Source organism: Pseudomonas sp. Rh2 (assembly GCF_040762985.1).
GTDB lineage: Bacteria > Pseudomonadota > Gammaproteobacteria > Pseudomonadales > Pseudomonadaceae > Aquipseudomonas > Aquipseudomonas taiwanensis.
In genome coordinates this window covers 3,372,506-3,397,785 of record NZ_CP142890.1, presented here as the reverse complement: position 1 = coordinate 3,397,785, position 25,280 = coordinate 3,372,506, and the positions used below count along the sequence as shown (strand labels likewise).

Below are 25,280 nucleotides of genomic sequence, written 5' to 3'. Positions count from 1 at the left end.
GGACGCCTTGCAGACTGTGAACGCAGGACAGCCACTTCAGACTGGCTTCAGATTTCTCCGGGATACTGCGCCGAACGCATGAACCCAGGGGGATACCATGACCCAGAACGATTGCGGCGCGATGTTTCCATTGGCCATAGGCGTGCATCCCGAGCGCCAGGCCCATCTGCTGCTGCATGGCGTGTCCGACCCAGGACGCGCCGAACTGGAACAGTTCATCCATGCCCGCTTCCAGTCCATTCACCACGCCGACGTCCATCACTATCTGCCTGAGCTACTGGGGCTGTACGACAGTCACCATCGTCTGATCGCCGCGGCGGGCATTCGCCCGGCCATCAGCGGTCCGCTATTTCTCGAACGCTATCTCGATGAGCCACTGGAGGCTTGCGTATCGCGCCTGGCCGCCGGCACGGTGCAGCGCTCGGAACTGGTGGAGGTCGGGAACCTGGCCGCACTCAGTGCGGGCAGCGCGCGGATCATGATCATTGCCGTGACCTGGTTGCTGGCCGAACGTGGTTTGCAGTGGGTGGCCTTCACAGGGGCGACGACCTTGGTCAACAGCTTCCATCGACTTGGCCTGGTGCCAACGGCACTGGCCCCGGCGGACCCGGAGCGCCTGCACGGCGAGGCAGCGAGCTGGGGGCATTACTACGCCCAGCATCCGCAAGTGTTCGTCGGACGCATCGGTGGTGGCTACACGGCGCTCGCCCAGAGTGGGGTATTCGAGCGGTTTGGCTTGCCGGTATCTGTACAGGAGGCCGGTCATGCCGCATGAACTGCAAGCGTTTCAGCAGATCCTGCACCGGCATGCACGTAGCCGTGGCGCGCAACCCGCCGTGCAAGGCAGCAGCGGCGCGTTTACCTATGACCAGCTGCTGGCCGAAGTGCAATGGCGGCAGGACTGGTTGGCCGGGCAACCTCGCGGTACCTTCGTGCTGGCCCTGGAGAATGGCCCCGAGGCCTTGTTCTGGGACCTGGCGGCACTGTTCGGCGATCGCCCGTGCGTGATCCTGCCGACGTTCTTCAGCCATGCCCAGCGCAGGCACTGCCTGGAGCAGAGCGGCGCGGTACTGGCGGTGGCCGATGAGGGCTTCGCCGAGGACCTGCGCCAATGCGGCTTCAACCCGCGTGAACAATACTGGACGCGTGAAGCCACAGTCGCCCAGCCGTTGCCCCTCGGCACCGCGAAGATCACTTACACCTCCGGCAGCACGGGGGCGCCCAAAGGTGTGTGCCTCAGCGCCGACAGCCTGTTACGGGTCGCCAGTGAGCTGGAGGCCGCCAGCCGCGCTGCGGCACCGGGCAAGTACCTGGCAGTGCTGCCTTTGGCCGTTCTACTGGAGAACCTGGGCCTGTACGCCGCCTTACTGGCAGGTGCCAGTGTAATGCTGTACCCGCAGCAGCAGTTGGGCATGGGTGGCGCCAGTCAGGTCGACTTCAAGCGTCTGCTGGGCTGCATCGCGTTGTCCGGAGCCGAAAGCCTGATTCTGGTTCCACAGCTGTTGCTGGGTCTGGTCACGGCCATCGAGCGGGGCCTGATGCGTGTGGGGCCCTTGCGCTTTGTCGCGGTGGGCGGTGCGCGAGTGGCTTCCAGCCTGCTGCAGCGAGCCGAGGCCGTCGGGCTTCCGGTGTTCGAGGGCTACGGGTTGTCCGAATGCGCATCGGTGGTATGCCTCAATCGTCCTGGCGAGCAGCGCCTGGGCAGTGTCGGGCGGCCCTTGCCCCATGTGCAGGTACGTATCGCCGAGGACGGCGAGGTACTGGTCTGTGGCTCGGCCCTGCTGGGTTACCTGGGGGAGCCTGGGTTCGACGGCGCCTGGTGGCCCACGGGGGACATCGGGCACTTCGACCCGGACGGTTTCCTGTACCTCGATGGGCGCAAGAAGCACCAGTTCACCACCAGTTTCGGACGCAACGTGAACCCTGAATGGGTGGAGGCCGAGTTGACGCAAGGGGGCGTGATCGCGCAGGCGTTCGTGCACGGCGAGCACCTGCCCCACAACCTGGCGTTGCTCTGGCCGCTGGACCCGTCAGCGTCCGATGAAGCGATCGAGCAAGCGGTGCGTCAGGCCAACGCCGGGCTGCCGGACTATGCCCAGGTGCATGCCTGGAGGCGTTTGCCCGAGTCACTGAGTGTTGCCCAGCAGACCCTCACGGCCAATGGCCGCCCGCGGCGTGAACACATTCTGCAGCGCTACGAGTCGCTGCTAACTGAAATTCAATGAAAGAGGTCCATCATGTCATTCTTTGCAACCTTGCAAGCGGAAACCGCCGAGGAACGTACGGCGTTGTTCAATGTGCCTGTGATCAAGGACGCGCTTGACGGCAAGGCCAGCCTTGAGTCCTACAGGGCCTTCCTCGGCCAGGCGTATCACCATGTCCGGCATACCGTGCCACTGATGATGGCCTGCGGGGCGAGACTGCCTGAGCGGCTGGAGTGGCTACGCGGTGCGGTGTGCGAGTACATCGAAGAAGAATATGGCCACGAACACTGGATTCTCAATGACATCGCTGCCTGCGGTGGCGAGCCGCAACAGGTACGCGATGCGCGGCCGGCGCTACCCATCGAGCTGATGGTGGCGTTTCTCTATGACCAGGTCGCCCGTGGCAACCCCGTGGCGCTGTTCGGAATGGTCAATGTACTGGAAGGCACCAGCATTGCCTTGGCCACTCAGGCTGCCGGTTCCCTGAAGCAAGGCCTCGGCCTGCCGGACACCGCATTCAGCTACCTCAGCTCCCACGGCGCGCTGGATCAGGACCACATGGCCACGTATCGCAAGCTGATGGATCGCCTCGACAGTCCCGAGGACCAGCAGGCTGTAGTCCACGCAGCGAAAGTGGTGTACCGGCTGTACACCGCGATGTTCGAAGGGTTGCCACGCGCCAACCGGGGCGAGGTGCGCCATGCGGCTGTCTGACTGCGTGGTGGTGCTGACTGGCGCGAGCGGCGGCATTGGCCTTGAGTTGGCGGATCAACTCTGCGCGGCGGGGGCGCGGGTGTTGGCGGTCAGCCGCCACCTGGGCAAGCTGAGCAGCCTGATGAATCGCTACCCGCAGCAATTGCGCTGGCAGGCGGCTGATCTGTGCAGCGCCGAAGGCCGCGGCGAGGTGTTGGCAGCGGCGCGGGCCATGGGCGGTTTCAATGTGTTGATCAACGCGGCGGGCGTTAACCGTTTCGCCTTGATCGAACAGCTCGACGAAGCCGCGCTCGACGAACTGTTCGACCTGAACATCAAAGCCGCAGTGAAGCTCACCCGCATCTGCCTGCCACTGCTGCGCGAACAGCCTGCGGCATTGGTGGTGAACGTAGGCTCGACCTATGGCTCGATCGGTTACCCAGGCTACGCCACCTACTGTGCCAGCAAGTTTGCCCTGCGTGGTTTCTCCGAAGCCTTGCGGCGCGAACTGGCCGACACCACGGTAAGCGTGCTGTATGCCGCCCCTAGGGCCACCCGTACGGCAATGAACAGTAGTGCAGCGACGGCCTTGAACCAGGCTTTGAAGGTGGGCATGGACGACCCGCAAAATGTTGCCCGCGCCGTGCTGGCGGCGGTGCAATCGGACCGCAACGAGCTGTACCTGGGGTGGCCAGAGAAATTATTCGTCCGTCTGAACGGCATGCTACCGGGCGTGGTCGACCGCGCGCTGCGCAAGCAACTGCCGCTGATTCGCCGCTACAGCACCTCGCACAGCAAGGAGTCGAGCAAATGAAACCCCTGATACTGGCCAGTCTGCTGGTCATCGCGCCTTTCACCTGGGCCTTGGATCAAGCCGGCACGCAGCAGCTCGGTGCCATCCAGCAGCGCTGGGCCGAGGTTCGCTACCGTGTACCCGAGGCGCAGCAGGCTGCCGCGTTCGAGGCCCTGGCCGGGCAATCGGCGGCCCTGGTTCACCAGCACCCAGGTTCAGCCGAGCCGTTGATCTGGGACGGAATCGTCAACAGCAGTTGGGCGGGTGCCACCGGCGGGATAGGGGCATTGGGCAAGGTCAAGGCGGCACGGGCCAGCCTGGAAAAGGCCTTGGCCATGGACCCCAAGGCCCTGCAAGGCTCCGCTTACACAAGCTTGGGGGCGCTGTATGATCAGGTGCCGGGGTGGCCATTGAGTTTTGGCGACCATGACAAGGCCGAAGCGATGTTGCGTCAAGCCCTGGCGATCAACCCTGATGGCATCGACAGCAACTACTTCTGGGCTGACCACTTGTATCGGCAGAACCGCTACGATGAGGCCCGCGCCGCACTGCAGAAGGCCTTGCAAGCGCCCGCCCGGCCCGGCCGCGAATTGGCCGACCAGGGCCGGCGAGGGGAAATCGATGCTTTACTCAAGGCAATCAAGGACAAGCAGGATTAAGCATGCGTCTACTGCTGGTTGAAGATGATGCAGCGTTAGGAGAGGGGATCTGTGACGGCCTGCGCCAGGAAGGGTATACCCTCGACTGGCTGCAGGATGGCGCCAGTGCGCTGCACGCCCTGGTGCACGAGGCTTTCGATTTGGTCATTCTGGACCTGGGGCTGCCCCGGTTGGACGGTATCGAACTGCTCAGGCGCCTGCGCGCCAGCGGCAAGAACCTGCCAGTGCTGATACTCACCGCCAGGGATGCCACCGAAGATCGCATCAATGGCCTGGATGCCGGTGCCGACGACTACCTGGTCAAACCCTTCGACCTGAACGAGCTCAAGGCCCGGTTGCGGGCCCTGCTGCGCCGCAGTGCCGGTCGTGCGCAACTGGTCATCGAACATGCCGGGGTGCGTCTGGACCCTGCGACCCAGCAGGTGTATTACTTGGACCAGCCGGTGGTGCTGACACCCAAGGAGTATCGCTTGCTGCACGAACTGCTCGCGCAACCGGGCAAGGTCTTCACCCGTGAGCGCCTGACCCAGTTGTTGTATGGGTGGGATGAGGAGCCTGAAAGCAACACCCTGGAGGTGAACATCTACCAGCTGCGCAAGAAGCTGTTCAATGGCTTGATCCGAACCGTGCGAGGTATTGGCTACCTGGTGGAAGGCCATCGATGAGTTCATTGCGCCAGCGCACGTTGTGGCGCGTCATGCTGTCGTTGCTGGTCGGGAGCGGAGCGCTTGCGCTGTACAACTACCACGACAGTCGACACGAAATTAACGAGGTCTATGACGCCCACCTGGCGCAGAACGCGCGGCTGTTGCAAGGGATCATGAGCCTGCCGGTGCAGGAACAGAGCCGCGATGCCCTCTACCGTGCCTTCAACGAGGCGCTGAGCAAGGCGGGGCACCACAGGGTGGGCCACCCTTATGAAAGCAAGCTGGCATTCCAGGTCTGGTCCGATGATGGCAGTTTGCTGGTGCACACGCCCAGCGCACCGCGTATCGAGCCAGCCCCGCGCACGCCGGGGTTTGCCGATATCGTCGTGGCCGAGCAGCGCTGGCGCAGTTTCATGCTGCCGGTACCCGAAAAGCGCTGGGTGATCTGGGTCGGCGAGCGCAACGATGTGCGCTATGACCTGATCGACCGCATCGTGCGCCACACGTTGATGCCGTTCCTGCTCGGCAGCCTGGTGCTGGCACTGTTGGTCTGGGCGGCGATTGGCTGGGGGCTGAAGCCGTTGCAGAACATGGCCACGGTCATACGCGCGCGCCACGCCGAATCCCTCGAGCCCTTGCAGCTGGTACCGCTACCGGCTGAGCTCGAGCCCATGCAGGCCGCGATCAACCGGTTGCTCGCGCAGATCGACGAAATGCTCCGACGCGAGCACCGTTTCATCGCCGATGCCGCCCATGAGATGCGCACGCCGTTGGCAATTCTGCGCCTGCATGCGCAGAACGCGCTTGCTGCTGCCAGCGAGGCGGAGCGACAAAAGGCGCTGACCTACCTGATTGGTGGTGTCGACCGCCTTGCCCGGGTGGTCAACCAACTGCTGACCCTGGCGCGGCTGGAGCCACAACTGGGCCCGCGTGACTGGCAGCCGGTCGATCTGGCTGAGGTGGTCACCGATACCCTGGCCGACCTGACCCCTTGGATGCTCGCACGAGGACTGGAGCCTTCCCTGGACATTGCCGAAGCTGACTACCGCGTCAGTGCCGATGCCGGTGCCCTGGGTATCGCCATCCAGAACCTTGTGACCAACGCTGCAGATCATTCGCCGGCGGGTGGACGGGTGAGTGTACGCCTGCGTCGCGAGGGCCAGACAGTGCGGCTGGATGTTGATGACGAAGGGCCTGGCATCGAGCCTGCGAACCTGAAGCGGGTCTTTGAGCGCTTCTACAGCAAGGATGCACCCAATGGCGCTGGGTTGGGGCTATCGATCGTCGCCGCCATCATGAGCCGCGTGGGCGGCAGCGTGCAGTTGGACAACCGGGCACCGCATGGCTTGCGTGCAACGCTGCGTCTACCGACGAAGTCGTGAATGCCTTCAGTGCTTCTGGGCGAGCTGGATCAAGTTGCCGCAAGTGTCATCGAATACCGCGGTGGTGACCGGCCCCATGACGGTAGGCGGCTGGGTGAACCTCACGCCAGCTTTGCACAGGCGGGCGTACTCGGCCTGGATATCGCGCACCCGAAAGGTCGTGAAGGGAATACCCTCCTGCTTGAGCGCTGACTTGTAGGTCTTTGCTGCAGGGTGTACATCCGGTTCGAGCAGCAGTTCGACCCCGTCAGGGTCATTGGGTGAGGTGAGGGTCAGCCAGCGATGCTGGCCCATGGGCAGGTCATGCTTGGGTTCGAAGCCGAGCACGTAATGGTAGAAGGAAAGGGCCTTGGCCTGGTCGTCTACGAGGATGCTGGTGACTACGATCTTCATGGGCGTCCACCGTTTCCAAAGCTCGTTATCCTCTAGTAAAGCTGCTCTGCATCGTTTGGCCAGCGTTATCCGAACTCGGCCTGAGCCTTGGGGGGACGGGCCGGCGGTTGCCCCCTCCCTTGATGGAAAAGGGCGCGCAAACCACCGGCGCGTTCTAGCCTGAACCGCTATCAGAACGTGGCTTTGACCTGCAGGCCAACCACCAGTGCGTTGTCGATGTCCTTTCCGGAGAAGGCGCCTGGCTCGATGATGTATTGCACATCAGGTCGCAGGTTCAGCCATGGAGTGGCCTGGTAGCCGTAGCTCAGCTCGATCAGTTGTTCGGCGCTGTCGATATCGGGGAAGGCCTGGCCATTGTTCAGCGCAGTTTCTTCCAGCACGTCGCGGCTACGCGGGTTCGGCACGGCGCGACCGTAACCCAGGGCCAGGGTATCGCGAGGGCGCCCTTCGAACGGCTTGTACAGCACCACACCGGCGCCATACCACTTGGTGAATGGCGAGGCGGCCTTGCTCGATGCCGAATACTGGCCGAAGGCATGCAGGCTGCGGCCAGCCGATTGCGGATCGTTCCACACGGCTTGGTCGATCAGCAGGTAGTGACCACCACGGCCCGACACTTCGTCGTCGCTGCCAATGCGTTTTACATCGGAGCTGTCGTAGTAATAGCCCAGCTTGTACTCGCCCGGCAGCTCGCCTTGAAGCTTGTACACCAGCTCTACCGGAACCACGGTGCCGGTGGTGTGCTTCGGCCCCAGGTGCCAGGCGCGACTGGAGTTGCCATTGCTTTCGGGGTCGACATTGAACGCCGCGACGCGCAACTGCCAGGACGGCGAGAAGTCGTACTTCACACGCACGCCGAGGTGGGCGTTGGGATAGTTGGTCCAGCCGCTACCGCCCGACATGTTCAATGGGTGGCCGCAGAAACCGGCGTTCATGAAGTTGCACAGGATGCCGCTGTCCAGCCCGCCCAGGTCGTTGCCCATGGCCATGTAGCCGAGCTTGACGTTCAGCGCCGGGGTGAACAGGGTGCGCTCATAGCTCAGTTCGGTCAGGCGGGTGTAAAGGCCGCCGTAGTTTTCCTGGATCGGAAGACGGTTGCCCACCAGATCTTCCGAGGCGCTGTTGCCGCGACGGTCATTGATGGTCAGTTGGACTTTGCCGCCGTTATCCAGGCCATAGAGCTTGGACAGGTCAAACTGCACACCGAGCTTGAGGTTCTGCGAATAGCGCGCGGAGCGGTGCAGGCCGCCATGGGCGTTGTAGGCGGTTTCGCCGCTGTAGTCACCGGTGAATTTGATGCCGTCCTCTTCCAGCTGGTGACGCAGGCCGCCCCAGTCACCGGTCAGGGTGCTGCGGGTCATGAGGTCGCCATCGGCCAGGGCTGTGGTACTGGCCAGGGCCAGGAGTAGAGCAGTGGGGGTGTAGCGAAGAGCGGGGGACATTACGGGGTCTCGGATAGTCTTTCAGGGCCTCATCGCCAGCAAGCCGGCCACTACTGGGACCTTCGCGGGTCCTGTAGTGGCCGGCTTGCCGGTGATGACGGACGAAGCGGTTTACGGCAAGGCGTACGAAATGACGTAGTCGCCACGGTCGGTCGACTGACGGGCACCGCCGGCAGTGACGACCACATACTGCTTGCCGGTTTTCGGCGAGACATAGGTCATCGGGCCACCCTGGCTGCCTACGGGCAGGCGGGCTTTCCAGATCTCGTTACCGTTGCTGCTGTCGTAGGCGCGCAGGTAGAAGTCCTGGGTGCCGGCGATGAACACCAGGCCACCTTGGGTCGACAGGGTGCCGCCAAGGGTCGGCAGGCCGATCTTGATTGGCAGGTGCATACGAATGCCGAGCGGGCCAGTGTCTTCGACGGTGCCGACCGGAACCTGCCAGGCAACCTGACGGGTTTTCATGTCGATGGCGGTCAGGGTGCCAAAAGGCGGTGCCTGGCATGGAATGCCGGCTACCGACAGGAAGCGGTTCTTGTTCACCGCGTAAGGCGTGCCCTTGAGAGGTACCGCGCCCATGCCGGTGTTCAATGCTTCACCACCACCTGCGGCCTGACCCTTGTTCTGCGATGGGATCATCTGGATCCACAGGCCCAGGCGCATGTCGTTGACGAAGATGAAACCGTGTACCGGATCGGTAGAGATGCTGCCCCAGTTCATGCCACCCAGCGAACCCGGGAAGCTCAGCGACAGGTCGGTACCCGGCGCGGTGTACAGGCCGTCGTAGCGCATTTTCTTGAAGTCGATGCGGCACAGCAGCTGGTCGAACGGCGTGGCACCCCACATGTCCGATTCGGTCAGGGTCTGCGCGCCGATCTGCGGCATACCCACCGATTTCGGTTGCGTCGGGGAGTACGGCTCGTTAGGGATATTGCCCGGCTTGACCGGTACTTCGTCAACCTGGGTCAGCGGCTTGCCGGTGGCGCGGTCGAGTACATAGATCTGCCCAGCCTTGGTGCCGATCACCACCGCAGGAACGGATTTGCCGTCGTCCTTGGTGAAGTCGATCAGGCTCGGCTGCATTGGCAGGTCGAAGTCCCACAGGTCATTGTGTACGGTCTGGAACACCCACTTCTGGTTGCCGGTGGTGGCGTCGAGGGCCAGCACCGACGCGCCGTAGGTGTGGTCCAGCTTGCTGCGCTCGACACCGTAGATGTCGGTGGACGAGGAACCCATCGGCAGGAACACGGTGTTCATCGCCGGATCGTACGACATGGGTGCCCAGCTGTTGGGGGTGCTTCGCACGTAGGTCTTGTCACCTGTCGGTGCGTTGCGATCTTCCGGATTGCCTGGGTCGAACGCCCAGCGCATGGCTCCGGTGATGACGTCGAAGCCACGGATCACGCCGCCTGGCATGTCGGTCTGGACGTTATCGGCAACGCGGCCGCCGACCACGACGGTGGTACCGGCCATCAGCGGCGCGGACGAAAGCTGGTAGTAGGAGTCAGGGACGTTGCCCAGGCCAGCCTTGAGGTCGACCTGGCCATTGTTGCCGAAGCCCTGGCAGAACTCACCATTGTCGGCGTCGACGGCAATCAGGCGACCGTCGATGGTGTTGGTCAGCAGGCGACGCTGGCAGTTGGCGCCGGCTGGCACGCTGGCCTGGGTGATTGGCGAGCTGTTTGGCTGGGTCGGCTGTGCGATCGGCGCGGTGGCGTCGAAGTAGGCCATGCCACGGCAACGCTGCCAGACTTTGGACTGGGCGTTGATCTCGTTCTTCCACAGCTCTTTGCCGGTGTCGGCGTCGAGGGCGATCAGGTTGTTGTGCGGCGTGCAGATGAACACCTTGCTGCCGATCTGCAGGGGGGTCAGCTGGTCCTCGGCCCCGTTGCCGTCGCTGAGGGCGACGTCACCGGTGCGGTAGGTCCAGGCCACCTGCAGCTTGTCGACGTTGGCGCGGTTGATCTGGTCCAGCGCGGCGAAGCGGCTGCCACCTTCGGTGTTGCCGTAGTGGGCCCAGTCTTTCTGTGCTTTTTCCGGCGCCACTGGGGTCAGGCCAGGGCCTTTACCGGTGGGGGCGACACTGGGGTGGGCAACGAACATGTTGCCGACGGCGATGGCCAGCACCACAGCCAATACGCCCGCGATGCCATAAGCGCCACGGCCGGCGCTGGCACCGTTGGCGCGGGCCAGCATTGGGTACACCAATGCCACCACCAAGCCAATCGCGGCAAACATGAACAGGCGCGAGAACAGCGGCCAGAACTGCAAGCCGGCATCGACCAGCGCCCAGATCACGGTACCGACCAGGAACAGGGCGTACAGCCAGGCACCGGCGACCTTGCGGCGTGCGATGAGGACGCCGGCGATGGCCATGGCCAGGCCGCCGATCAGGAAGTACCAGGAACCGCCCAGGCCAGCGAGCTTGATGCCGCCAGCAGCCAGGAGAAGGCCAAGCAGGGCGACGATTACGCCCAAGCCGACCAGAATGAGGGTTGTGGCGCCAGAGGCGCGCGGGGTTTCTTTCATGCCAGAGATCTCAGCAGGTGGAATGCGGCGGAGTTTAAGCCCTTAGCAAGCTAATTAACAAGTTAGTACAAAATTTTCTGAGGCTGATTGTCGCAGGGTTGAACTTGCCAAGGAGTGGCTAAAAGTCTAGATCAGGCCGGTAAATGTGCACGGGGTGTGCCGTTCGTGTTCATTTGTCGATGTGACGCAGTAGACTTTCGTCGTAATGCGCCACCCAGGGGCAGTCGGTAACGCTGCGCGGCGCCGCCACCAGCGGGCAGCAGGCAGGCGTTCAGTCAGTGGGCGTGGGCAGGTCGGCTCAGCTATTTGGCCAGGGCAGGGAGGCGCTGTAGAACACCGCGAGCCAGATGGTGGAAGTTTGCTGGGAGGTCCACTCCACCCGATGGCGGCAGTGGGGAGGAATGTCGAGGCAGTCCCCCGGCTTGAGCAGGCGGGTATGGTCTTCGTGCTCCAGACGCAGCCCGGCTGCGCCGCTGAGCAGCACGACCCATTCGCCTTCGGCCTGGTCGTACCAGAAGCCGGGTGGGCTGGCCTGGCCGGTGGAGACGATACGTTCTATGCGCAGGCCGGGGCGCTTGAGCAACGCGTCGACCAGTTCGACGTCGCTCGGGCAACGGGACGGAAGTGCGTCGAATACATTCGCAAGGGGCATTTGGGATCTCGCTCTACGGGGGGTGTTTCCACTATGAACGGGAGGAGTCATCAGTGCGCTTCTTGACCTGCCACACCGATTGTAGGACCGTTCCGAGATTTCAACGGCGGGAAAGATATGGACAAGCTCTTGGCGATGAAGATGTTCGTGGCCACCGTCGATGCACAGGGTTTTTCAGCCGCTGCCCGCTCCCAGGGTGTGGCTCCGTCCTCGGTCACCCGGCTGGTCGATGCCCTGGAAGGCGCCCTGGGGGCCACGTTGCTCAATCGCTCCACCCGCCAAGTCAGCCTGACCGAGGCGGGGGCCCGCTACTATGAGCGCTCACGGGCGATTCTCGAGGCGTTGGCAGAGGCTGACGCCAGTGTGGCCGACCGAGGCGAGGAGCCGGTAGGGGTGTTGCGCCTGTGCTTGCCGGTGGAGTTCGGTCGCCGGGTGATCGCCCCGCATCTGGGGCCGTTCATGGCACAGCATCCGGCGCTGGAGTTGGACATCGACATGAGCGACCGTCTCGATGACCTGCTCGATGGCCGTTATGACCTGTCGATCCGCTTGGGCGACCCGGCGCCGGATGACGAACTGGTCTGCCGCCAGCTGGGCACTTTCGACCGCTGGCTGGTGGCCAGCCCGGCGTATCTGGCTGGGCGCGAGCCGTTACTCCACCCTCGGCAGCTGCTGGATCACGCCTGCCTGCGTTTTCGCTACGGACAAAAAGCGCGGCCCTGGCGTTTGCGCCAGGCAGAGCAGGCGTTGGAACTGGACGTCAGCGGGCCGTTGCGCAGCGCCAACGCCGATATGTTGCGCGAGGCTGCCCTTGCGGGCTGCGGCATCGCTCTGCTGGCCGACTGGCTGGTGCGCGAGGACGTGGCGGCTGGCCGGCTGCAGCGGATTTTCGGTGATTGGCAGGCAAGCCCAGGCGCGGCCAGTGACAGCATCAATGCGTTGTACCTGCCCAATCATCGTGGCTCGCGTCGGGTCAAGACATTCGTCAGCTTCTGCGAAGGCTTGCTCAAGCCCTGAGTCGAGGCTTTCAAAGGATGGCCTTCAGCGACCCAAGGGCAGCGCCGCGCCAATCAGCGCGAACAGGCTGGCGCAGCAGCGATTGAATCCTTTGCCACCTTTGGCCAACCAGGGACGGATGCGAAATGCCAGACGCGCCAGCACATACTCGACCAGGCACTCGACGCTGGCGAAAGTAGCAGCCATCACCACGAACTGCATGAGCAGCCCGCGCTGCGGGTCGATGAATTGCGGCAGGAAGGCGCCATAGAACAGCAGCACCTTGGGGTTGGCCAAGGCCGACAGCAGGCCCTGGCGAAACAGTCCGGCATTGTTCAGTCGAGCAGGACGCGCGTTCATCTCCAGGTGCAGGGCTGGGCTGCGCCATAGCTGGATCCCCAGCCAGATCAGGTAGGCGCCGCCAACCCACTTGAGCACGGTCAACACCGAGGCAGACGCTTGCAGCAGGGCGCTAAGGCCGAACATGGCCAGGGCGATCAGGGCGCTGAAGCCAAACACACCGCCGACGATGGTGAACAGCGTCCGGCGAGCGCCGTACTGGGCGCCGTGGGTCAGGGCCAGCAGGCTATTGGGGCCTGGGGTCAGCGACAGGCCGGTGCTGGCCAGCAGGTAGATCAGCCAGGTGTCGAGTGCCATGTAAAGTGCCTTGTCGATTCACAGGCGTCCAGTTTAGGGTACGCCGTTCGAATCAAAGGGTATTATCTGGCCATTCAATGGTGTTTTCTGGACATTGTGCAATGCCCCCTGATCTTCGCCTGTTGATCCTGCCGTTGCCGGATTTTGCCTTGCTGCCCTTCGGCGGCTTTCTCGACAAGCTGCGTTTCAGCGCCGACGATGAGGATTACAGCCGTCAGCGGTATTGCTGTTGGACATTGCTGGGCCTGACTGACGATCCGGTGCCATCGAGCAGTGGGGCGGTGGTCCATGTGCACGTAATGCCGGAGCAGCTGGAACTGCGCGGTTACGACTACCTGGTGGTGTTCGGCGGACGCAGCGCGGGCGCAACCGCCCAGCTCGCTCCGCGTTATCAAGGCCTGCTCAGGCAGGCTGTCAAGGCGGGCGTGAAGCTGGTCGCAGTCGACAATGCAGCCTTTCTGCTGGCGGCTTGTGGCTTGCTGGACGGGCACAAGGTGGTGGTGCACTGGCGCCACGAAGTGGAGTTCAGAGCCAGTTTCCCGCACCTTCAGGTTCTGCCCGAGCAGCTGTACTGCATCGATGGCGGGCGCATTACCTGTGCAGGCGGTACGGCGGTCATAGACCTTGCAGTGGAGCTGTTGTCGGCAGCCTGCGGTCGAACCCGTGCACTCAAGGGGTTGGCCGACATGTTGGTGGACGAAACACGCCACAGCCGTCACGCGCTGCGCTCGCTCGAAACCGGGGCTGGGCAGGGGCGTCAGGTTACGCGGGCCTTGGCGCTGATGCGTCACCATCTGGGGGCGAAGCTGTCCGTCGAACAACTGGCCAGCGAGCTTGGCATCAGTCGGCGCCAGCTGGATCGACAGTTCCAGGCCAGCCACGGCATGAGCGCCAAAGGCTGGTGGCTGGAGATGCGCTTGCAGCAGGCGCGTTGGCGACTGCTCAATTCCAGTCACAGCTTGGCGCAGATTGCCGACGAGGTAGGGTTGGGCGATGCGAGTTACCTGGGCAAATGCGTGCGCCGGCGCTTTGGTTGCACGGCGCAGGTCTTGCGCCGGACAGGTCCTTGAAACCCCTTCACCAGAAGGACTTACTGTGGACTGCCGAACAGCGCCGTCCAGTAGATGCCTGCATCGCTTTTCGGGTCCACCGCATAGGCCGCGCCCAGTTCGCGGAAGTCTGGGTTCATGAGGGTCGCGCAGTGTCCTGGGCTGTCCAGCCAGCCGTCGACCACCTTGCGCGCCGTATCGCGACCGGCGGCGATATTCTCGCCGATTTGCTGATAGAGGTAGCCGGCAAGCTCGGCGCGGTCGCCCGGGGTGCGGCCATCCTTGTCGACATGGTCGAAGAAATTCTGATTGGCCATGGCTCGGGTATGGCTGGCGGCCACGCCTGCCAGCGTCGCGTTCCAGCCCAGTGCGGGGGCAGCGGCATAGGGTTGGCCACCGCATTGGCGTGGCACCTTGCGTGCGGCATTGATCGCCTGCAGCACCTTTTGCCCCTCGGCTTGCCAGTCGCCCAGCCCGCCGCTTAGCAGCGGACGGGCAAGAACGATACGCCAGTCACGGCCTTCCTGGCTCACACCGATGTCGACGAATTGGGGGTCGAGCACCACCTGGCAAAAGCTCTCTTCGATGGCGTTCATCGCGGCACGGGCGTCGCGCGGGCCGGACAGGCTGATGGCCTGGACATTGACCATGGGGTAGGCCGCGCGGGACATGGCCTGCTGCAGGTCGCGGGTGCCTTCCGGCGACAGTGCCAGGCGCGTATCGCTGTTCAGGGGCGGCAGTTCCAGCGACACCTCGCCGCCGCAGCGTTGCGTCTGACTGCGATAGGCATTGATCGAATCGATCAGTTGCGCCTCTTCGCCAGTAACGGCCAGGGCCCCCGTCGAGACGACCAGGCCCAGTGACAAGGCGGCAACGGATGACAGGACGCGCATGTGGATCTCCCTATGGCTGGCAGCGTCTTGGTAAGCGCTGCCCATCCTACACAAGCTCGAGGCTTTTGGCCCGGAATCGTGCAGCTTGCCGGTGAAGCCGGCAGAAAGGTTATGGGCGGCAAAGGAGGGGATAGACCATTGGTCGCCGGAAAAGTGCGATCCAATGACCTGGCTCAGCGGGCCAACGCCTGGTTTGGCTTGTAGAACAGAAAATGCTGGGTCTCGGCGGTCTTGCGGTAGGCCTTGGCCCACTCCGGGTGTACGTTGCGGTCATGGAAGTACAGTGCGCCGCCTGTGGGGTCCTTGAGTTGCTGGTTGAGGGCCCTGCGCGCGATTTCCTTGGCGATGGTGTAGCGCTGTTCTTCTTCGACCTGGTCCGGGCGACCATCGCACCACCAGGAGAACTGGCAGGATTTGGTTTCGACCCCTTGCTTGACCACCGCGCAGATCGAGTCCGGGAAGCCCTCATGGCCCAGGCGATTGAGCACTACGCTGGCCACCGCACTCATGTCCTCGTCCGTGGCACCCTTGGCTTCCCAGTAAATGGTCCGGGCCAGGCAGGTGATGCTGTCGTCCATCGGCGACTGGCCGGCCGGGTCCACCGCTTTTACCTCGCTCGGGGTCAGGGTTTCGCTTTTCTTCGGTGGCGGGGCATCCTCGACGACTTTTTCCTCGAGCGCTTCGGCCTTGTCCTCGGCGACCGCGGCCTTGGTACTGTCGGCCGCGTGAAGAGGGCCTGCAAGCAGGGCTGTGGTCAGCGCGATTACCATCCACGATAGGCGCATGGGCGAATGTCCGTACTGTGAGCTGAATCACAGTCTAGCCAATCGCCATCAACTCAACGTCAGCGAGAGCATCAATGGCAGGGTGACTGCGCCAGCCACTGTCTGCAGGGCGATGATGGTGGCCATCAACGGTGCGTTGCCGCCCATTTGCCGGGCCATGACATAGGACGATGAAGCCGTGGGCAACGCCTGGAACAGCACTGCCACGACGGCCGCCTGACCGCCCAGCCCCAGCAGCCGGCACAGCCCCCAGGTTGTGAGCGGCATGACCAGGAACTTGAACGTCGAAGCGGCCACCAACGGCCGCACCTGCTGGCCAAGTCTTGCACCGCCCAGGGCCGCTCCCACGCAAAGCAAGCCCAAGGGCAGGGCAGCCTGGCCCAGCGCCTTGACCGTGGGTTCGATACCCGCGGGCAGACCCAGGCCACTGAACCGCAACAGCAGCCCGCCCGCGCAGCCGACGATCAAAGGGTTGGCAAAGATTGCCCGCAGTACCGTGATCGGTGAGCTGTGGCGTGCGCTGAAACGAGCGAAGACCAGGACGCAAAGCAGGTTCACCAGCGGCACGATCGCTGCGTTGGCAACTGCCGCCAGTGCGATGCCGGCGCTGCCATAGATGCCGGCTGCCAATGTGGCCCCGATGTAGTTGTTGAAGCGCACGCCGCCTTGGAATACCGAGGTGAAGTCGGCCCCGTCATGGTTGGCGGCGCCTTGGTAAAGCATCAGGAGCAGGGCACCCAGCACGGTCGAGAGCATCAGCACGACAACCATGCCCATTACCGGAACGCCATCGAGGTTGGCGGTCGCCAGGCCATGCAGGAACAGCGACGGCAGCAGCACGTAGTAACTGAGGCGTTCTGCGCCGGGCCAGAATGTTTCGGCCAGAAAACCACGAACGCGCAGGAAGGTTCCCAAGGCAATCAGCACGATGATCGGGACCAAGGTGGTCAGCAGCAGGTGGAGCATGGTCGGTGTTCCGTTGTCGGATTCCGGCACAGACTAGCGTGGACCGATGTTTGGGATCACGTTGTTTTGCACACAGACGGTTGACGGGTGTAATGCCGCGCTCAGAAACCAGCGCCGCGCACCTGGCGGCCAGCGTGGTGGCCATGTGAAGAGGGCCGGCTTTTGCCGGCCCTCGAGGCTCAGACGCGGAACTGGTCCATCAACGCCTGTTGCTGGTTGGCCAGGCTGTTGAGCGACTGGCTGACCCGCGCCGACTCGTTGGCTTGCCCGGACAGCGACTCGGTCACATCGCGAATGGTCGCCACATTGCTGTTGATCTCTTCGGCCACCGCGCTCTGCTCCTCGGCCGCTGAGGCGATCTGCAGGTTCATGTCGGTAATCACCGTCACGGCCTGTCCGATACGCTGCAGCGCGGTCACGGCCTGACCGACCTGCTCGACACCGCCCTGGGCCTGGCGGTGGCTGTTGTCCATGGCACCGACCACTTCGCGGGTACCGGCTTGCAGGGCTTCGATCACCTGACGGGTTTCTTCCACCGATTCCTGGGTGCGTTGCGCCAGGTTGCGTACCTCATCGGCGACCACGGCGAAGCCACGGCCGGCTTCACCCGCCCGTGCAGCCTCGATGGCGGCGTTCAGAGCCAGCAGGTTGGTCTGCTCGGCGATCGAGCGGATCACTTCCAGCACCGAACCGATCTTCTCGCTGTTCTGTGCCAGCCCCTCGACCTCGGCCATGGCGGTGCTCATGTCGGCGGCCAGGGTGTCGATGCTCTGGGTGGTGCGGTCGATTACCGCAAGGCCTTCGCGGGTTGCCTGATCAGCATCGCGGGCGGCCTGGGCGGCCTGGGCTGCGCTGCGGGCGACGTCCTGAGCCGTGGCGCTCATTTCATGGGATGCGGTGGCGACCTGGTCGACCTGGCGGTATTGCTGCTCCATGCCGGCGCTGGTCTGAGTGGCGATGGCCGAAGACTGGTCGGCGGTGCCGCGAGCAGCCTGGACCGAGCGTTTGACCTCGGCAATGGTGGGCTGCAGTTTGTCCAGGAAGCGGTTGAACCAGCCAGCCAGTTCACCGAGCTCGTCGCGCTTGTCATAGGTCAGGCGGCGGGTGAGGTCGCCTTCGCCACTGGCAATGTCCTTGAGCATCGCCGCTACCCCAAGAATCGGTCGGGTGACGCCACGGGCCATCAGCCACACCATCAGCAGACCGGCGATCGCCGCTGCCAGGCCCAGGCCCAGTTCAAGCAAGGTGCCGCTGGTGTTGAGGGTGTCGAGTTCGCGCTTGAGGGTTTCAGCCGGCCCGGTCAGGGCGTTCTCCGGCACATCGAGCAGTACACCCCATGGCTGGGCGCCTGGGATCGGCTGGAATGCCGTCAGTACCTTCAGACGTTGCTGGTCGTGCAGGACGTTGAGCTTGCCTTCCGCCAGCTTGCGGACCAGTTCGTCGCCCTTGGCCGGGTCAACCTCGTCGAAACGATGGGCAAGCTTGCTGGCGTCGGCGCTGTAGCCTGCCAGCAGGCCTGCCGGGCTGAGGATGCCGACGGTGGTACGACCTTCGTACAGGCTGCGGCTGGCGTCTTCGCTCAGGGCTTGCAGGCTGTTGAGATTGATGTCGACGGAAAGCGTCGCGACCACTTTGCCCTGAACCGACAGCGGGAAGACGATGCTGGTCATCAGCACCCGTTGGCCGTCGATGTCATAGAAGTAAGGCTCGACCACGCAGACTTTACCGGTGGTGCGTGGGCACACGAACCAGGTGTTGGCCGGCTGCCCGCTCGGCCCGATTTGGGTATCGGTCAAGTCGCGCTCGGGGAGGGACATGGAGGTCAGCTGGCCTGCTCGTGGTTGCGACCAGTACAGGGAAAAACGCCCGGTTTCGTTGCTGCCCAGCTCCGCCTTGTCTGCGAACAGGCTGTCTTTGTTATCCAGAGCGTTGGGTTCGAACACCAGCGACAAGCCGAGCAGGTCGGGGTTGGCCTGCAGCGCGGCGCGCACCTGGCGGGTCATGTCCTCGCGCAGGTCGAAAGCGTCGAGGAAACGCTTTTCGGCTTGTTCGCGCAGGAACAGCACCTGACGGGCGAACCCTGCGCCGTATTGATAGGCGTCCATGAACTGGCGGCGAATGTTCAGCGCTTGGACTTCACCTTGTGACTCGATGCGTGCTTGGGCTGCCTGGGTGAGCATCTGCGTGCTGCTTTGCTTGACCAGGTCCGAACTGTGGTCCATGCGATACAGCGATAGTCCTACAAGCAACGTGACAATACCCGCCAGGCAGAGACCGGCGAGCAGGGTGATTTTCCACTGGATGGAAAGTTGTCGCAAAGGCATGGGGAGAATTCCCTTGTAATAGGTCTGGGCTAGAGACTGTGTCGGCGCTGAAATTTTTTTCTTTATTCGAACGATCAATTTAATTTTTGGCCCAGCCTGTGGCGACGCGTTGATAGCCTCGAAACAGGTCGACACATGGCGCTTTTGACATCCTTCGCTCGGTGCTTCAGAGTGCGCGCTTTTTTTCTGTCGCAAACGAGGTAAGCCAAACCATGAATGCAGTGATCGCCGCGGTCGGCATCATGCTGATACTCAGCCTGTCTCGGGTGCATGTGGTCATCGCCCTGATTATCGGTGCGCTGGCTGGAGGGCTGTTCGGCGGCCTGGGTATCGAAGGTACGCTAAAGGCGTTCAACGGCGGCTTGGGCGGTGGTGCCACGGTGGCGCTGTCCTATGCGTTGCTGGGTGCGTTCGCCGTGGCCATCGCCAAGTCCGGGCTGGCCCATGCGCTGGCTGACCGTGCCCTGGCCATGATCGACCGCCAGGGACATGCCGAGGGTGGTCGGATGAAGTGGCTGCTGATCGGCCTGATGCTGGTGGTGGCGGTGTCGTCGCAGAACATCCTGCCTATCCACATCGCCTTCATTCCATTGCTGGTTCCGCCCCTGCTGTACGTGCTGACTCGATTGCGCATCGATCGACGCCTGATCGCCTGCGTCATCACCTTCGGCCTGATCACGCCCTACATGTTTCTGCCGGTAGGCTTCGGCAACATCTTCCTCAATGAAATCCTGTTGGCCAATGTCGCTCGCGCCGGGGTCGATGTCAGCGGTATCAACGTGACCCATGCGATGGCCATTCCGGCTGCCGGTATGCTGGCAGGCCTGCTGATCGCGGTGTTCTTCAGCTACCGCAAACGTCGTGAGTATGACCTGGAACGCATCGAGCAAGTGGAGCAGGTCAGTGTGCAGTACAACCCTCTGACCCTACTGGTGGCGGGACTGGCCATTGCCTGCGCGTTCATCGTTCAATTGTGGCTGGATTCGATGATCATCGGCGCGATGGTGGGTTTCCTGATCTTCTCGCTGTCGGGCATCGTGCGCTGGAAGGACACGGACGACCTGTTCACCGAGGGCATGAAGATGATGGCCATGATCGGCTTCATCATGATCGCCGCTTCGGGGTTCGCCGAAGTGATGAAGGCGACCGGTGAGGTCAAGGGCCTGGTCGAGGCATCGGCGCAGTGGATCGATCACAGCAAGGGCATCGGTGCCTTGCTGATGTTGCTGGTGGGACTGCTGGTGACCATGGGCATTGGCTCGTCGTTTTCCACGGTGCCCATTCTGGCGGCGATCTTCGTACCGCTGTGCGTGCAACTGGGCTTCGACCCGGTGGCCACCGTCTGCATCGTCGGTACTGCTGGAGCGCTGGGGGATGCGGGTTCGCCGGCGTCAGACTCGACCCTGGGTCCAACTTCAGGTCTGAACGTCGACGGCCAGCATCACCACATCTGGGATACCGTGGTGCCGACCTTCATCCATTACAACCTCCCGCTGCTGGCCTTTGGCTGGCTGGCGGCAATGGTGCTGTAAGGCTGGCCGCCGTCAGCCCTCGCTCGGCGGAGGAGAAATGCGGTTGAGGACGGTGCTGCCGTCCTTGCTGCGGGTCAGGTAAACCGGCAGGACCTTGGGCAGGTTGTCGACCAGCCGCTCGACCTCGCGGGTGTTGTAGATACCGCTGATACGGATCCGGCCGGTGCTGGCATCGGCGAGCAACAGCGGTGCGTCGAGGTAGCGGTTGATCACCGGCAGGGCCTGGTCGAGGCTCAGGTTGTCCAGAATCAGTTTGCCGCTGCGCCAGGCCAGGGCGTTGCCAAAGTCGTTGCTCTGCACCAGTTGCGGCTCGAAGTCGCCGGTGTGGTAGCTGGCCTGCATCCCAGGGCCCAGGCGGTAGCCGCCTTCGCTGCCGTCGCTGCTGACCAGAACCGAACCTTCCACCAGGGTGACCTTGACCTCGTCCTGGTACTTCCACACGTTGAACTGGGTACCGGTGACGCGGGTCTGGCCACGACCGGCGTGGACGATGAACGGGTGCGCACTGTCGTGGGTGACGTTGAAGAACGCCTCGCCGCGCTTGAGCCTGACCTGGCGTTGATCCTTGAAATTGAGGTAGGTCAGCTCGGTGTTGAGGTTGAGGTCGACCTGGCTGCCATCGCCCAGTTGCACGGTCTGCATCCGGCCGTCGGCTTCGAAGTGCTGGTACTGGTTGGGTAACCAGCCTTGTTCCCACCCGATCCAGCCCGCCAACGGCAGTACCGCCAGGGCAATGGCCGCGGCAGAAGCGAGCGGGCGCCACGTGCGAGTGCGGCGGGTGACGTGTGGCGCCGGATTGAATTCGACCACCGTGGCCGTACGGGGCAGCAGCTCGGCGGTATCCCAGATCTCCAGCATCGCCTGGTACTCTTCGGCGTGCCGCTTATCGGCGGCCAGCCAGCGAGTGAACGCCTCGCGCTCGGCCGCCGTGCAGTCGTCGGCATGCAGACGCATGCACCAATGCGCGGCGGCGTCGGTAATGGCATCGTCAGGGGCGGGGGTCAAGGGATCGTGGTTCATTGCGGCTCCGGTTTTGCGCATTCTACCCCTGGCGAGGGGTTTCCGAGAACCGAGGTAATGGCGAATGACTATCAGATGAGCGGTCTTTTGTCGGTTTTGCGCTGAATATTCAGCGTTTGAGAATGCTTCGCGCCCCATCGGACATTGCGGGCCATGGGGCGCGAGGTGGGTCAGAATTGCGCGGGCGTCATCCCATAGAGGCTGGCGCTACCGGCCCGAATGCAGGCCTCGAGGGCCAGGCTGCGTGGCAGGATGCGTTGGAAGTAGAAGTCGGCGCAGACCAGCTTGGCGCCGTAGAAGGACGGGTCTTCATCGGCCTTGGCCTGCGCCACGGCGGCCATGCGCGCCCACATGTAGGCATAGGCGGTCAAACCGAAAAGGTGCAGGTATTCCACCGCCACGGCACTGACGAGGTTGGCCTGGGCAGGGGCCTGTTGTTGCAGCCACTGGCTGGTAGCTTCAAGGCGTGCCAGGGCTTCCTGCAGGGCGTCGCGGTGCAGGGGAGCGGTCACGGCGAAGGCGCGCACTTCGTGGATGAAACTGGCCAGGGCCTGGCCACCATCGGCGAGCACCTTGCGTCCCAGCAGGTCCAGGGCCTGGATACCGTTGGTGCCTTCATAGATCTGGGCGATGCGCACGTCACGCACACGCTGCTCCTGGCCCCACTCGCGGATGTAACCGTGGCCACCATAGACCTGCTGCCCGAGCACGCAGCTTTCCAGGCCGTTGTCGGTAAAGAATGCCTTGGCCACTGGCGTGAGCAACGCCACGAGGCGCTGGGCTTGCTCGCGTTCATTGGTGTCCTCCGCGTAGCGCGACAGGTCCAGTTGCTGGCCGACGTAGGCGGCGAAAGCCCGGCCACCTTCGGTGAGGGTGCGCATGGTCAACAGCATGCGCCGAACGTCACCATGATGGATGATCGGGTCGGCAGCCTTGTCCTGTGCTTGCGGGCCACTGGCGGCGCGGCTTTGCAGACGCTCGTTGGCGTATCGGGCGGCGCTTTGGTAGGACGCTTCGGCGCAGCCGATACCCTGGATGCCAATCGATAGCCGTTCGTAATTCATCATGGTGAACATGGCGGCCAGGCCCTTGTTTGGCTCGCCGACCAGGTAACCAGTGGCACCATCGAAGTTCATCACGCAGGTGGCCGAGGCCTTGATACCCATCTTGTGCTCGATCGAACCACAGTGCACGGCGTTGCGTACCCCCAGGCGACCGTCTGCCTCGACCATGAACTTGGGTACCAGGAACAGCGAGATACCCCTGGCGCCAGCAGGGGCATCCGGCAGTTTGGCCAGTACCAGATGAATGATGTTCTCGGTCAGGTCCTGTTCGCCACCGGTGATGAAGATCTTGCTGCCGCTGATCTGATAGCTGCCATCGGCTTGGGGCTCGGCGCGGGTGCGGATCATTCCCAGGTCGGTGCCGGCGTGGGGTTCGGTCAAGCACATGGTGCCGGCCCAGCGGCCTTCGTACAGGGGCGGGAGGTAAGTCGCCTTGAGCGCTTCGCTGGCGTGGGCATCGAGTGCCAGGCAACTGCCGGCGCTCAATGCCGAATACAAGCTGAAGCTGCAATCGGCGGCGTAGAGCATCTCTTCGAACAGCACGCCAAGCATTTTCGGCATGCCCATGCCGCCGTACTCAGGGTTGCCGCCCAGGCCCACCCAGCCGCCTTCGCGGTAGGTTTGCCAGGCTTGACGGAAGCCTTGCGCAGTGGTGACCAGGCCGGCATCGAATTGCACGCCTTGCTCGTCGCCGTTGCGGCTGAGCGGGGCGATCAATTGGCCGGCGACCTTGGCCGCTTCTTCGAGGATGGCATTGGCGGTGTCGGCGTCGACCCGTTCGGCCAGGGCCGGCAGGCGCGCCCATAGGGCGGGGCCGTCGAACAGCTCATGGAGGACGAAGCGCATGTCGCGCAAGGGGGCATTGTAGTCAGTCATGGCAGCGCTCTTGAAAAAGTCGGATGGCAGTAGGGCGGGTCACAGTCCTTTGGCCCGGTCACGCAAGACGTATTTCTGGATCTTGCCGGTCGATGTCTTGGGCAGTTCACCGAACACCACGGTCTTGGGCACCTTGAACCCGGCCAGGTGCTCGCGGCACCAGCTGGTGATCTCGCTTTCACGGGTGGCCTCGTGTCCTGGCTTGAGTGCCACGAAGGCGCACGGTGTTTCTCCCCATTTCTCGTCCGGGCGGGCTACCACGGCGGCCTCCAGTACGGCAGGGTGCTTGTACAGGGTGTCTTCCACTTCAATGGTGGAGATGTTCTCGCCACCTGAAATGATGATGTCCTTGAGTCGGTCTTTGATTTCGACGTAGCCGTCGGCATGCCACACAGCCAGGTCACCGGTGTGGAACCAGCCGCCTCGGAAGGCCTCGGCAGTGGCTTCGGGGTTTTTCAGATAGCCCTTCATCACCGTATTGCCGCGCATGAAGATCTCGCCCAGGGTAGTCCCGTCGCGAGGTACGGGCTGCAGGGTCTGTGGGTCGGCGACCATCAGGCCGTCCAGTGTCGGATAGCGCACACCCTGGCGCGACTTGATCCGCGCCCGCTCGGCCAGTGGCTGTTCATCCCACTCGGCGTGCCAGGCACAGACGGTGACGGGGCCATAGACTTCGGTCAGGCCGTACACATGCGTGACCTTAATGCCCATTTCTTCCACCGCGCCGATCACCTTGGCCGGCGGGGCGGCTCCTGCGACCATGGCGTTCACGGGGTGTTCGATAGCCGCCTTGGCGGTCTCTGGCATGTTCACCAGGGCATTGAGCACGATCGGCGCACCGCACAGGTGGCTAACCCGATGCTCGCGGATCAGGGTTAGGATGCGCTGGGGATCGACCCGGCGCAGGAACACATGGGTACCAGCCAGGGCAGTGATGGTCCAGGGGTAGCACCAGCCGTTGCAATGGAACATCGGCAGGGTCCACAGGTACACCGGATGGTGGCCCATGGCCCAGGTCATCTGGTTGCCCAAGGCATTGAGGTAGGCTCCGCGGTGATGGTAAACCACGCCCTTGGGGTTGCCGGTGGTGCCCGAGGTGTAATTGAGGGAGATGGCCTGCCATTCGTCAGCGGGCCATTCCCAGTCGAACGCCGGATCACCTTCGGCCAGAAAGGCTTCATAGTCCAGTTCGCTGACTGGCTGGCCCTCACCGTATTCGGGGTCGTCCACGTCCACGACCAGTGGGGGGTGTTCGAGCAGGGCGAGGGCGGCGCTGATCACACCATGGAACTCGCGGTCGGTGATCAGCACCTTGGCTTCGCCATGCTGCAACATGAAGGCGATCGCTTCGGCATCCAGGCGCACATTGAGGGTATTGAGCACGGCGCCAACCATAGGTATGCCGAAGTGCGCTTCGAGCATGGCCGGGATGTTCGGCAGCATCACCGCCACGGTGTCGCCAGGGCCGATGCCGCGCCCGGCCAAAGCGCTGGCCAGGCGGCGGCAGCGTTGGTAGGTTTCGCGCCAGTCACGGCGGATGGCGCCATGGATCACCGCCGGGTAACTGCCGTAGACGGCCGCGGTGCGTTCGATGAAGCTCAAGGGGGTGAGGGCGACGTGGTTGACAGCAGCGGGCATCAGGCCCTGAGAGAAGATCGACATGCGGTTTTCCTGTAGGGGAGACAGGCGCAAGTTGTGCGCATGACCCCGGTGGCTGATTGTTA

General features: G+C 63.3%; 22 protein-coding genes. 10 read left to right on the top strand and 12 right to left on the bottom strand.

Annotation, left to right across the window (positions count from 1 at the left end):
- Positions 1-97: 97 nt before the first annotated feature.
- From VXM67_RS15275 to VXM67_RS15245, 7 genes are read left to right on the top strand one after another with little or no spacing between them, the layout of a single operon-like run.
- Complete coding sequence (locus tag VXM67_RS15275) at positions 98-775, top strand: thermostable hemolysin (RefSeq protein ID WP_023380865.1); 678 nt, start codon at positions 98-100, stop codon at positions 773-775.
- Entirely contained in the window at positions 765-2,225 is a 1,461-nt protein-coding gene (locus tag VXM67_RS15270) for an AMP-binding protein (protein WP_027906695.1), read from the top strand. Before VXM67_RS15275 ends, VXM67_RS15270 begins: the two co-directional genes overlap by 11 nt.
- A gap of 12 nt (positions 2,226-2,237) precedes the next feature.
- Positions 2,238-2,918 carry a TenA family transcriptional regulator gene (locus tag VXM67_RS15265; protein WP_023380863.1) on the top strand — a complete coding sequence of 227 codons (681 nt, stop codon included), beginning with the start codon at positions 2,238-2,240 and terminating at the stop codon, positions 2,916-2,918.
- Complete coding sequence (locus tag VXM67_RS15260) at positions 2,905-3,711, top strand: SDR family oxidoreductase (protein ID WP_027906694.1); 807 nt, start codon at positions 2,905-2,907, stop codon at positions 3,709-3,711. The genes VXM67_RS15265 and VXM67_RS15260 overlap by 14 nt, the downstream gene beginning before the upstream one ends.
- On the top strand, positions 3,708-4,349 hold the full coding sequence (locus VXM67_RS15255) for a tetratricopeptide repeat protein (protein ID WP_023380861.1): 642 nt from the start codon (positions 3,708-3,710) through the stop codon (positions 4,347-4,349). The genes VXM67_RS15260 and VXM67_RS15255 overlap by 4 nt, the downstream gene beginning before the upstream one ends.
- 2 nt (positions 4,350-4,351) lie before the next feature.
- Positions 4,352-5,014, top strand: coding sequence for a response regulator (locus VXM67_RS15250; RefSeq protein WP_023380860.1), 663 nt, complete (start codon positions 4,352-4,354; stop codon positions 5,012-5,014).
- Positions 5,011-6,378 (top strand): ATP-binding protein, encoded by a 1,368-nt coding sequence (locus tag VXM67_RS15245; protein ID WP_027906693.1) that lies wholly within the window; start codon positions 5,011-5,013, stop codon positions 6,376-6,378. Before VXM67_RS15250 ends, VXM67_RS15245 begins: the two co-directional genes overlap by 4 nt.
- A 6-nt stretch (positions 6,379-6,384) precedes the next feature.
- Here the strand turns inward: VXM67_RS15245 and VXM67_RS15240 are convergent, their stop codons facing one another.
- The 4 genes from VXM67_RS15240 to VXM67_RS15225 all read right to left on the bottom strand — a co-directional run bounded on the left by VXM67_RS15240 (position 6,385) and on the right by VXM67_RS15225 (position 11,394).
- Complete coding sequence (locus VXM67_RS15240; RefSeq protein ID WP_023380858.1) at positions 6,385-6,771, bottom strand: VOC family protein; 387 nt, start codon at positions 6,769-6,771, stop codon at positions 6,385-6,387.
- A 170-nt stretch (positions 6,772-6,941) separates the two neighbouring features.
- Complete coding sequence (locus tag VXM67_RS15235; protein ID WP_023380857.1) at positions 6,942-8,213, bottom strand: carbohydrate porin; 1,272 nt, start codon at positions 8,211-8,213, stop codon at positions 6,942-6,944.
- Between the two features lie 111 nt (positions 8,214-8,324).
- Entirely contained in the window at positions 8,325-10,742 is a 2,418-nt protein-coding gene (locus tag VXM67_RS15230) for a glucose/quinate/shikimate family membrane-bound PQQ-dependent dehydrogenase (protein WP_023380855.1), read from the bottom strand.
- 298 nt (positions 10,743-11,040) lie between these two features.
- On the bottom strand, positions 11,041-11,394 hold the full coding sequence (locus VXM67_RS15225) for a cupin domain-containing protein (RefSeq protein WP_023380853.1): 354 nt from the start codon (positions 11,392-11,394) through the stop codon (positions 11,041-11,043).
- A 117-nt stretch (positions 11,395-11,511) separates the two neighbouring features.
- Between VXM67_RS15225 and VXM67_RS15220 the strand changes: the two genes are divergently transcribed.
- Positions 11,512-12,411 (top strand): LysR family transcriptional regulator, encoded by a 900-nt coding sequence (locus tag VXM67_RS15220; protein ID WP_027906690.1) that lies wholly within the window; start codon positions 11,512-11,514, stop codon positions 12,409-12,411.
- A gap of 24 nt (positions 12,412-12,435) precedes the next feature.
- On the opposite strand, the gene VXM67_RS15215 is transcribed toward VXM67_RS15220, so the two are convergent.
- On the bottom strand, positions 12,436-13,047 hold the full coding sequence (locus VXM67_RS15215; protein WP_027906689.1) for a LysE family transporter: 612 nt from the start codon (positions 13,045-13,047) through the stop codon (positions 12,436-12,438).
- Between the two features lie 101 nt (positions 13,048-13,148).
- On the opposite strand from VXM67_RS15215, the gene VXM67_RS15210 reads away from it, so the two are divergent.
- Positions 13,149-14,117: a GlxA family transcriptional regulator gene (locus VXM67_RS15210; RefSeq protein ID WP_186598218.1), complete on the top strand. Its 969-nt coding sequence runs from the start codon at positions 13,149-13,151 to the stop codon at positions 14,115-14,117.
- 20 nt (positions 14,118-14,137) lie between these two features.
- Here VXM67_RS15210 and VXM67_RS15205 read toward each other — a convergent pair whose 3' ends face one another.
- The 4 genes from VXM67_RS15205 to VXM67_RS15190 form a co-directional block, all read right to left on the bottom strand.
- Positions 14,138-14,989 (bottom strand): CAP domain-containing protein, encoded by an 852-nt coding sequence (locus tag VXM67_RS15205; RefSeq protein ID WP_023380848.1) that lies wholly within the window; start codon positions 14,987-14,989, stop codon positions 14,138-14,140.
- 173 nt (positions 14,990-15,162) lie between these two features.
- Positions 15,163-15,774, bottom strand: coding sequence for a cell wall hydrolase (locus VXM67_RS15200; RefSeq protein ID WP_041925504.1), 612 nt, complete (start codon positions 15,772-15,774; stop codon positions 15,163-15,165).
- Positions 15,775-15,822: 48 nt separating this feature from the next.
- Positions 15,823-16,740, bottom strand: a complete 918-nt coding sequence (locus VXM67_RS15195) for an AEC family transporter (RefSeq protein ID WP_367237129.1) — start codon at positions 16,738-16,740, stop codon at positions 15,823-15,825.
- Positions 16,741-16,919: 179 nt separating this feature from the next.
- Positions 16,920-19,064, bottom strand: a complete 2,145-nt coding sequence (locus VXM67_RS15190; RefSeq protein ID WP_023380844.1) for a methyl-accepting chemotaxis protein — start codon at positions 19,062-19,064, stop codon at positions 16,920-16,922.
- A 212-nt stretch (positions 19,065-19,276) separates the two neighbouring features.
- Between VXM67_RS15190 and VXM67_RS15185 the strand changes: the two genes are divergently transcribed.
- A complete protein-coding gene (locus VXM67_RS15185) occupies positions 19,277-20,596 on the top strand; it encodes a Na+/H+ antiporter family protein (RefSeq protein WP_367237128.1) in 1,320 nt (439 codons plus the stop codon).
- A 12-nt stretch (positions 20,597-20,608) separates the two neighbouring features.
- Here VXM67_RS15185 and VXM67_RS15180 read toward each other — a convergent pair whose 3' ends face one another.
- The 3 genes from VXM67_RS15180 to VXM67_RS15170 all read right to left on the bottom strand — a co-directional run bounded on the left by VXM67_RS15180 (position 20,609) and on the right by VXM67_RS15170 (position 25,218).
- On the bottom strand, positions 20,609-21,616 hold the full coding sequence (locus tag VXM67_RS15180; protein ID WP_023380840.1) for a FecR family protein: 1,008 nt from the start codon (positions 21,614-21,616) through the stop codon (positions 20,609-20,611).
- Positions 21,617-21,786: 170 nt separating this feature from the next.
- Positions 21,787-23,556, bottom strand: coding sequence for an acyl-CoA dehydrogenase C-terminal domain-containing protein (locus tag VXM67_RS15175; protein WP_367237127.1), 1,770 nt, complete (start codon positions 23,554-23,556; stop codon positions 21,787-21,789).
- 39 nt (positions 23,557-23,595) lie between these two features.
- Positions 23,596-25,218 carry an acyl-CoA synthetase gene (locus VXM67_RS15170; protein ID WP_023380836.1) on the bottom strand — a complete coding sequence of 541 codons (1,623 nt, stop codon included), beginning with the start codon at positions 25,216-25,218 and terminating at the stop codon, positions 23,596-23,598.
- Positions 25,219-25,280: the final 62 nt, after the last annotated feature.

Coding starts and splice junctions, on each gene's coding strand:
- VXM67_RS15275 (WP_023380865.1), top strand. CDS start 98: ATGACCCAGAACGATTGCGGCGCGATGTTTCCATTGGCCATAGGCGTG.
- VXM67_RS15270 (WP_027906695.1), top strand. CDS start 765: ATGCCGCATGAACTGCAAGCGTTTCAGCAGATCCTGCACCGGCATGCA.
- VXM67_RS15265 (WP_023380863.1), top strand. CDS start 2,238: ATGTCATTCTTTGCAACCTTGCAAGCGGAAACCGCCGAGGAACGTACG.
- VXM67_RS15260 (WP_027906694.1), top strand. CDS start 2,905: ATGCGGCTGTCTGACTGCGTGGTGGTGCTGACTGGCGCGAGCGGCGGC.
- VXM67_RS15255 (WP_023380861.1), top strand. CDS start 3,708: ATGAAACCCCTGATACTGGCCAGTCTGCTGGTCATCGCGCCTTTCACC.
- VXM67_RS15250 (WP_023380860.1), top strand. CDS start 4,352: ATGCGTCTACTGCTGGTTGAAGATGATGCAGCGTTAGGAGAGGGGATC.
- VXM67_RS15245 (WP_027906693.1), top strand. CDS start 5,011: ATGAGTTCATTGCGCCAGCGCACGTTGTGGCGCGTCATGCTGTCGTTG.
- VXM67_RS15240 (WP_023380858.1), bottom strand. CDS start 6,771: ATGAAGATCGTAGTCACCAGCATCCTCGTAGACGACCAGGCCAAGGCC.
- VXM67_RS15235 (WP_023380857.1), bottom strand. CDS start 8,213: ATGTCCCCCGCTCTTCGCTACACCCCCACTGCTCTACTCCTGGCCCTG.
- VXM67_RS15230 (WP_023380855.1), bottom strand. CDS start 10,742: ATGAAAGAAACCCCGCGCGCCTCTGGCGCCACAACCCTCATTCTGGTC.
- VXM67_RS15225 (WP_023380853.1), bottom strand. CDS start 11,394: ATGCCCCTTGCGAATGTATTCGACGCACTTCCGTCCCGTTGCCCGAGC.
- VXM67_RS15220 (WP_027906690.1), top strand. CDS start 11,512: ATGGACAAGCTCTTGGCGATGAAGATGTTCGTGGCCACCGTCGATGCA.
- VXM67_RS15215 (WP_027906689.1), bottom strand. CDS start 13,047: ATGGCACTCGACACCTGGCTGATCTACCTGCTGGCCAGCACCGGCCTG.
- VXM67_RS15210 (WP_186598218.1), top strand. CDS start 13,149: ATGCCCCCTGATCTTCGCCTGTTGATCCTGCCGTTGCCGGATTTTGCC.
- VXM67_RS15205 (WP_023380848.1), bottom strand. CDS start 14,989: ATGCGCGTCCTGTCATCCGTTGCCGCCTTGTCACTGGGCCTGGTCGTC.
- VXM67_RS15200 (WP_041925504.1), bottom strand. CDS start 15,774: ATGCGCCTATCGTGGATGGTAATCGCGCTGACCACAGCCCTGCTTGCA.
- VXM67_RS15195 (WP_367237129.1), bottom strand. CDS start 16,740: ATGCTCCACCTGCTGCTGACCACCTTGGTCCCGATCATCGTGCTGATT.
- VXM67_RS15190 (WP_023380844.1), bottom strand. CDS start 19,064: ATGCCTTTGCGACAACTTTCCATCCAGTGGAAAATCACCCTGCTCGCC.
- VXM67_RS15185 (WP_367237128.1), top strand. CDS start 19,277: ATGAATGCAGTGATCGCCGCGGTCGGCATCATGCTGATACTCAGCCTG.
- VXM67_RS15180 (WP_023380840.1), bottom strand. CDS start 21,616: ATGAACCACGATCCCTTGACCCCCGCCCCTGACGATGCCATTACCGAC.
- VXM67_RS15175 (WP_367237127.1), bottom strand. CDS start 23,556: ATGACTGACTACAATGCCCCCTTGCGCGACATGCGCTTCGTCCTCCAT.
- VXM67_RS15170 (WP_023380836.1), bottom strand. CDS start 25,218: ATGTCGATCTTCTCTCAGGGCCTGATGCCCGCTGCTGTCAACCACGTC.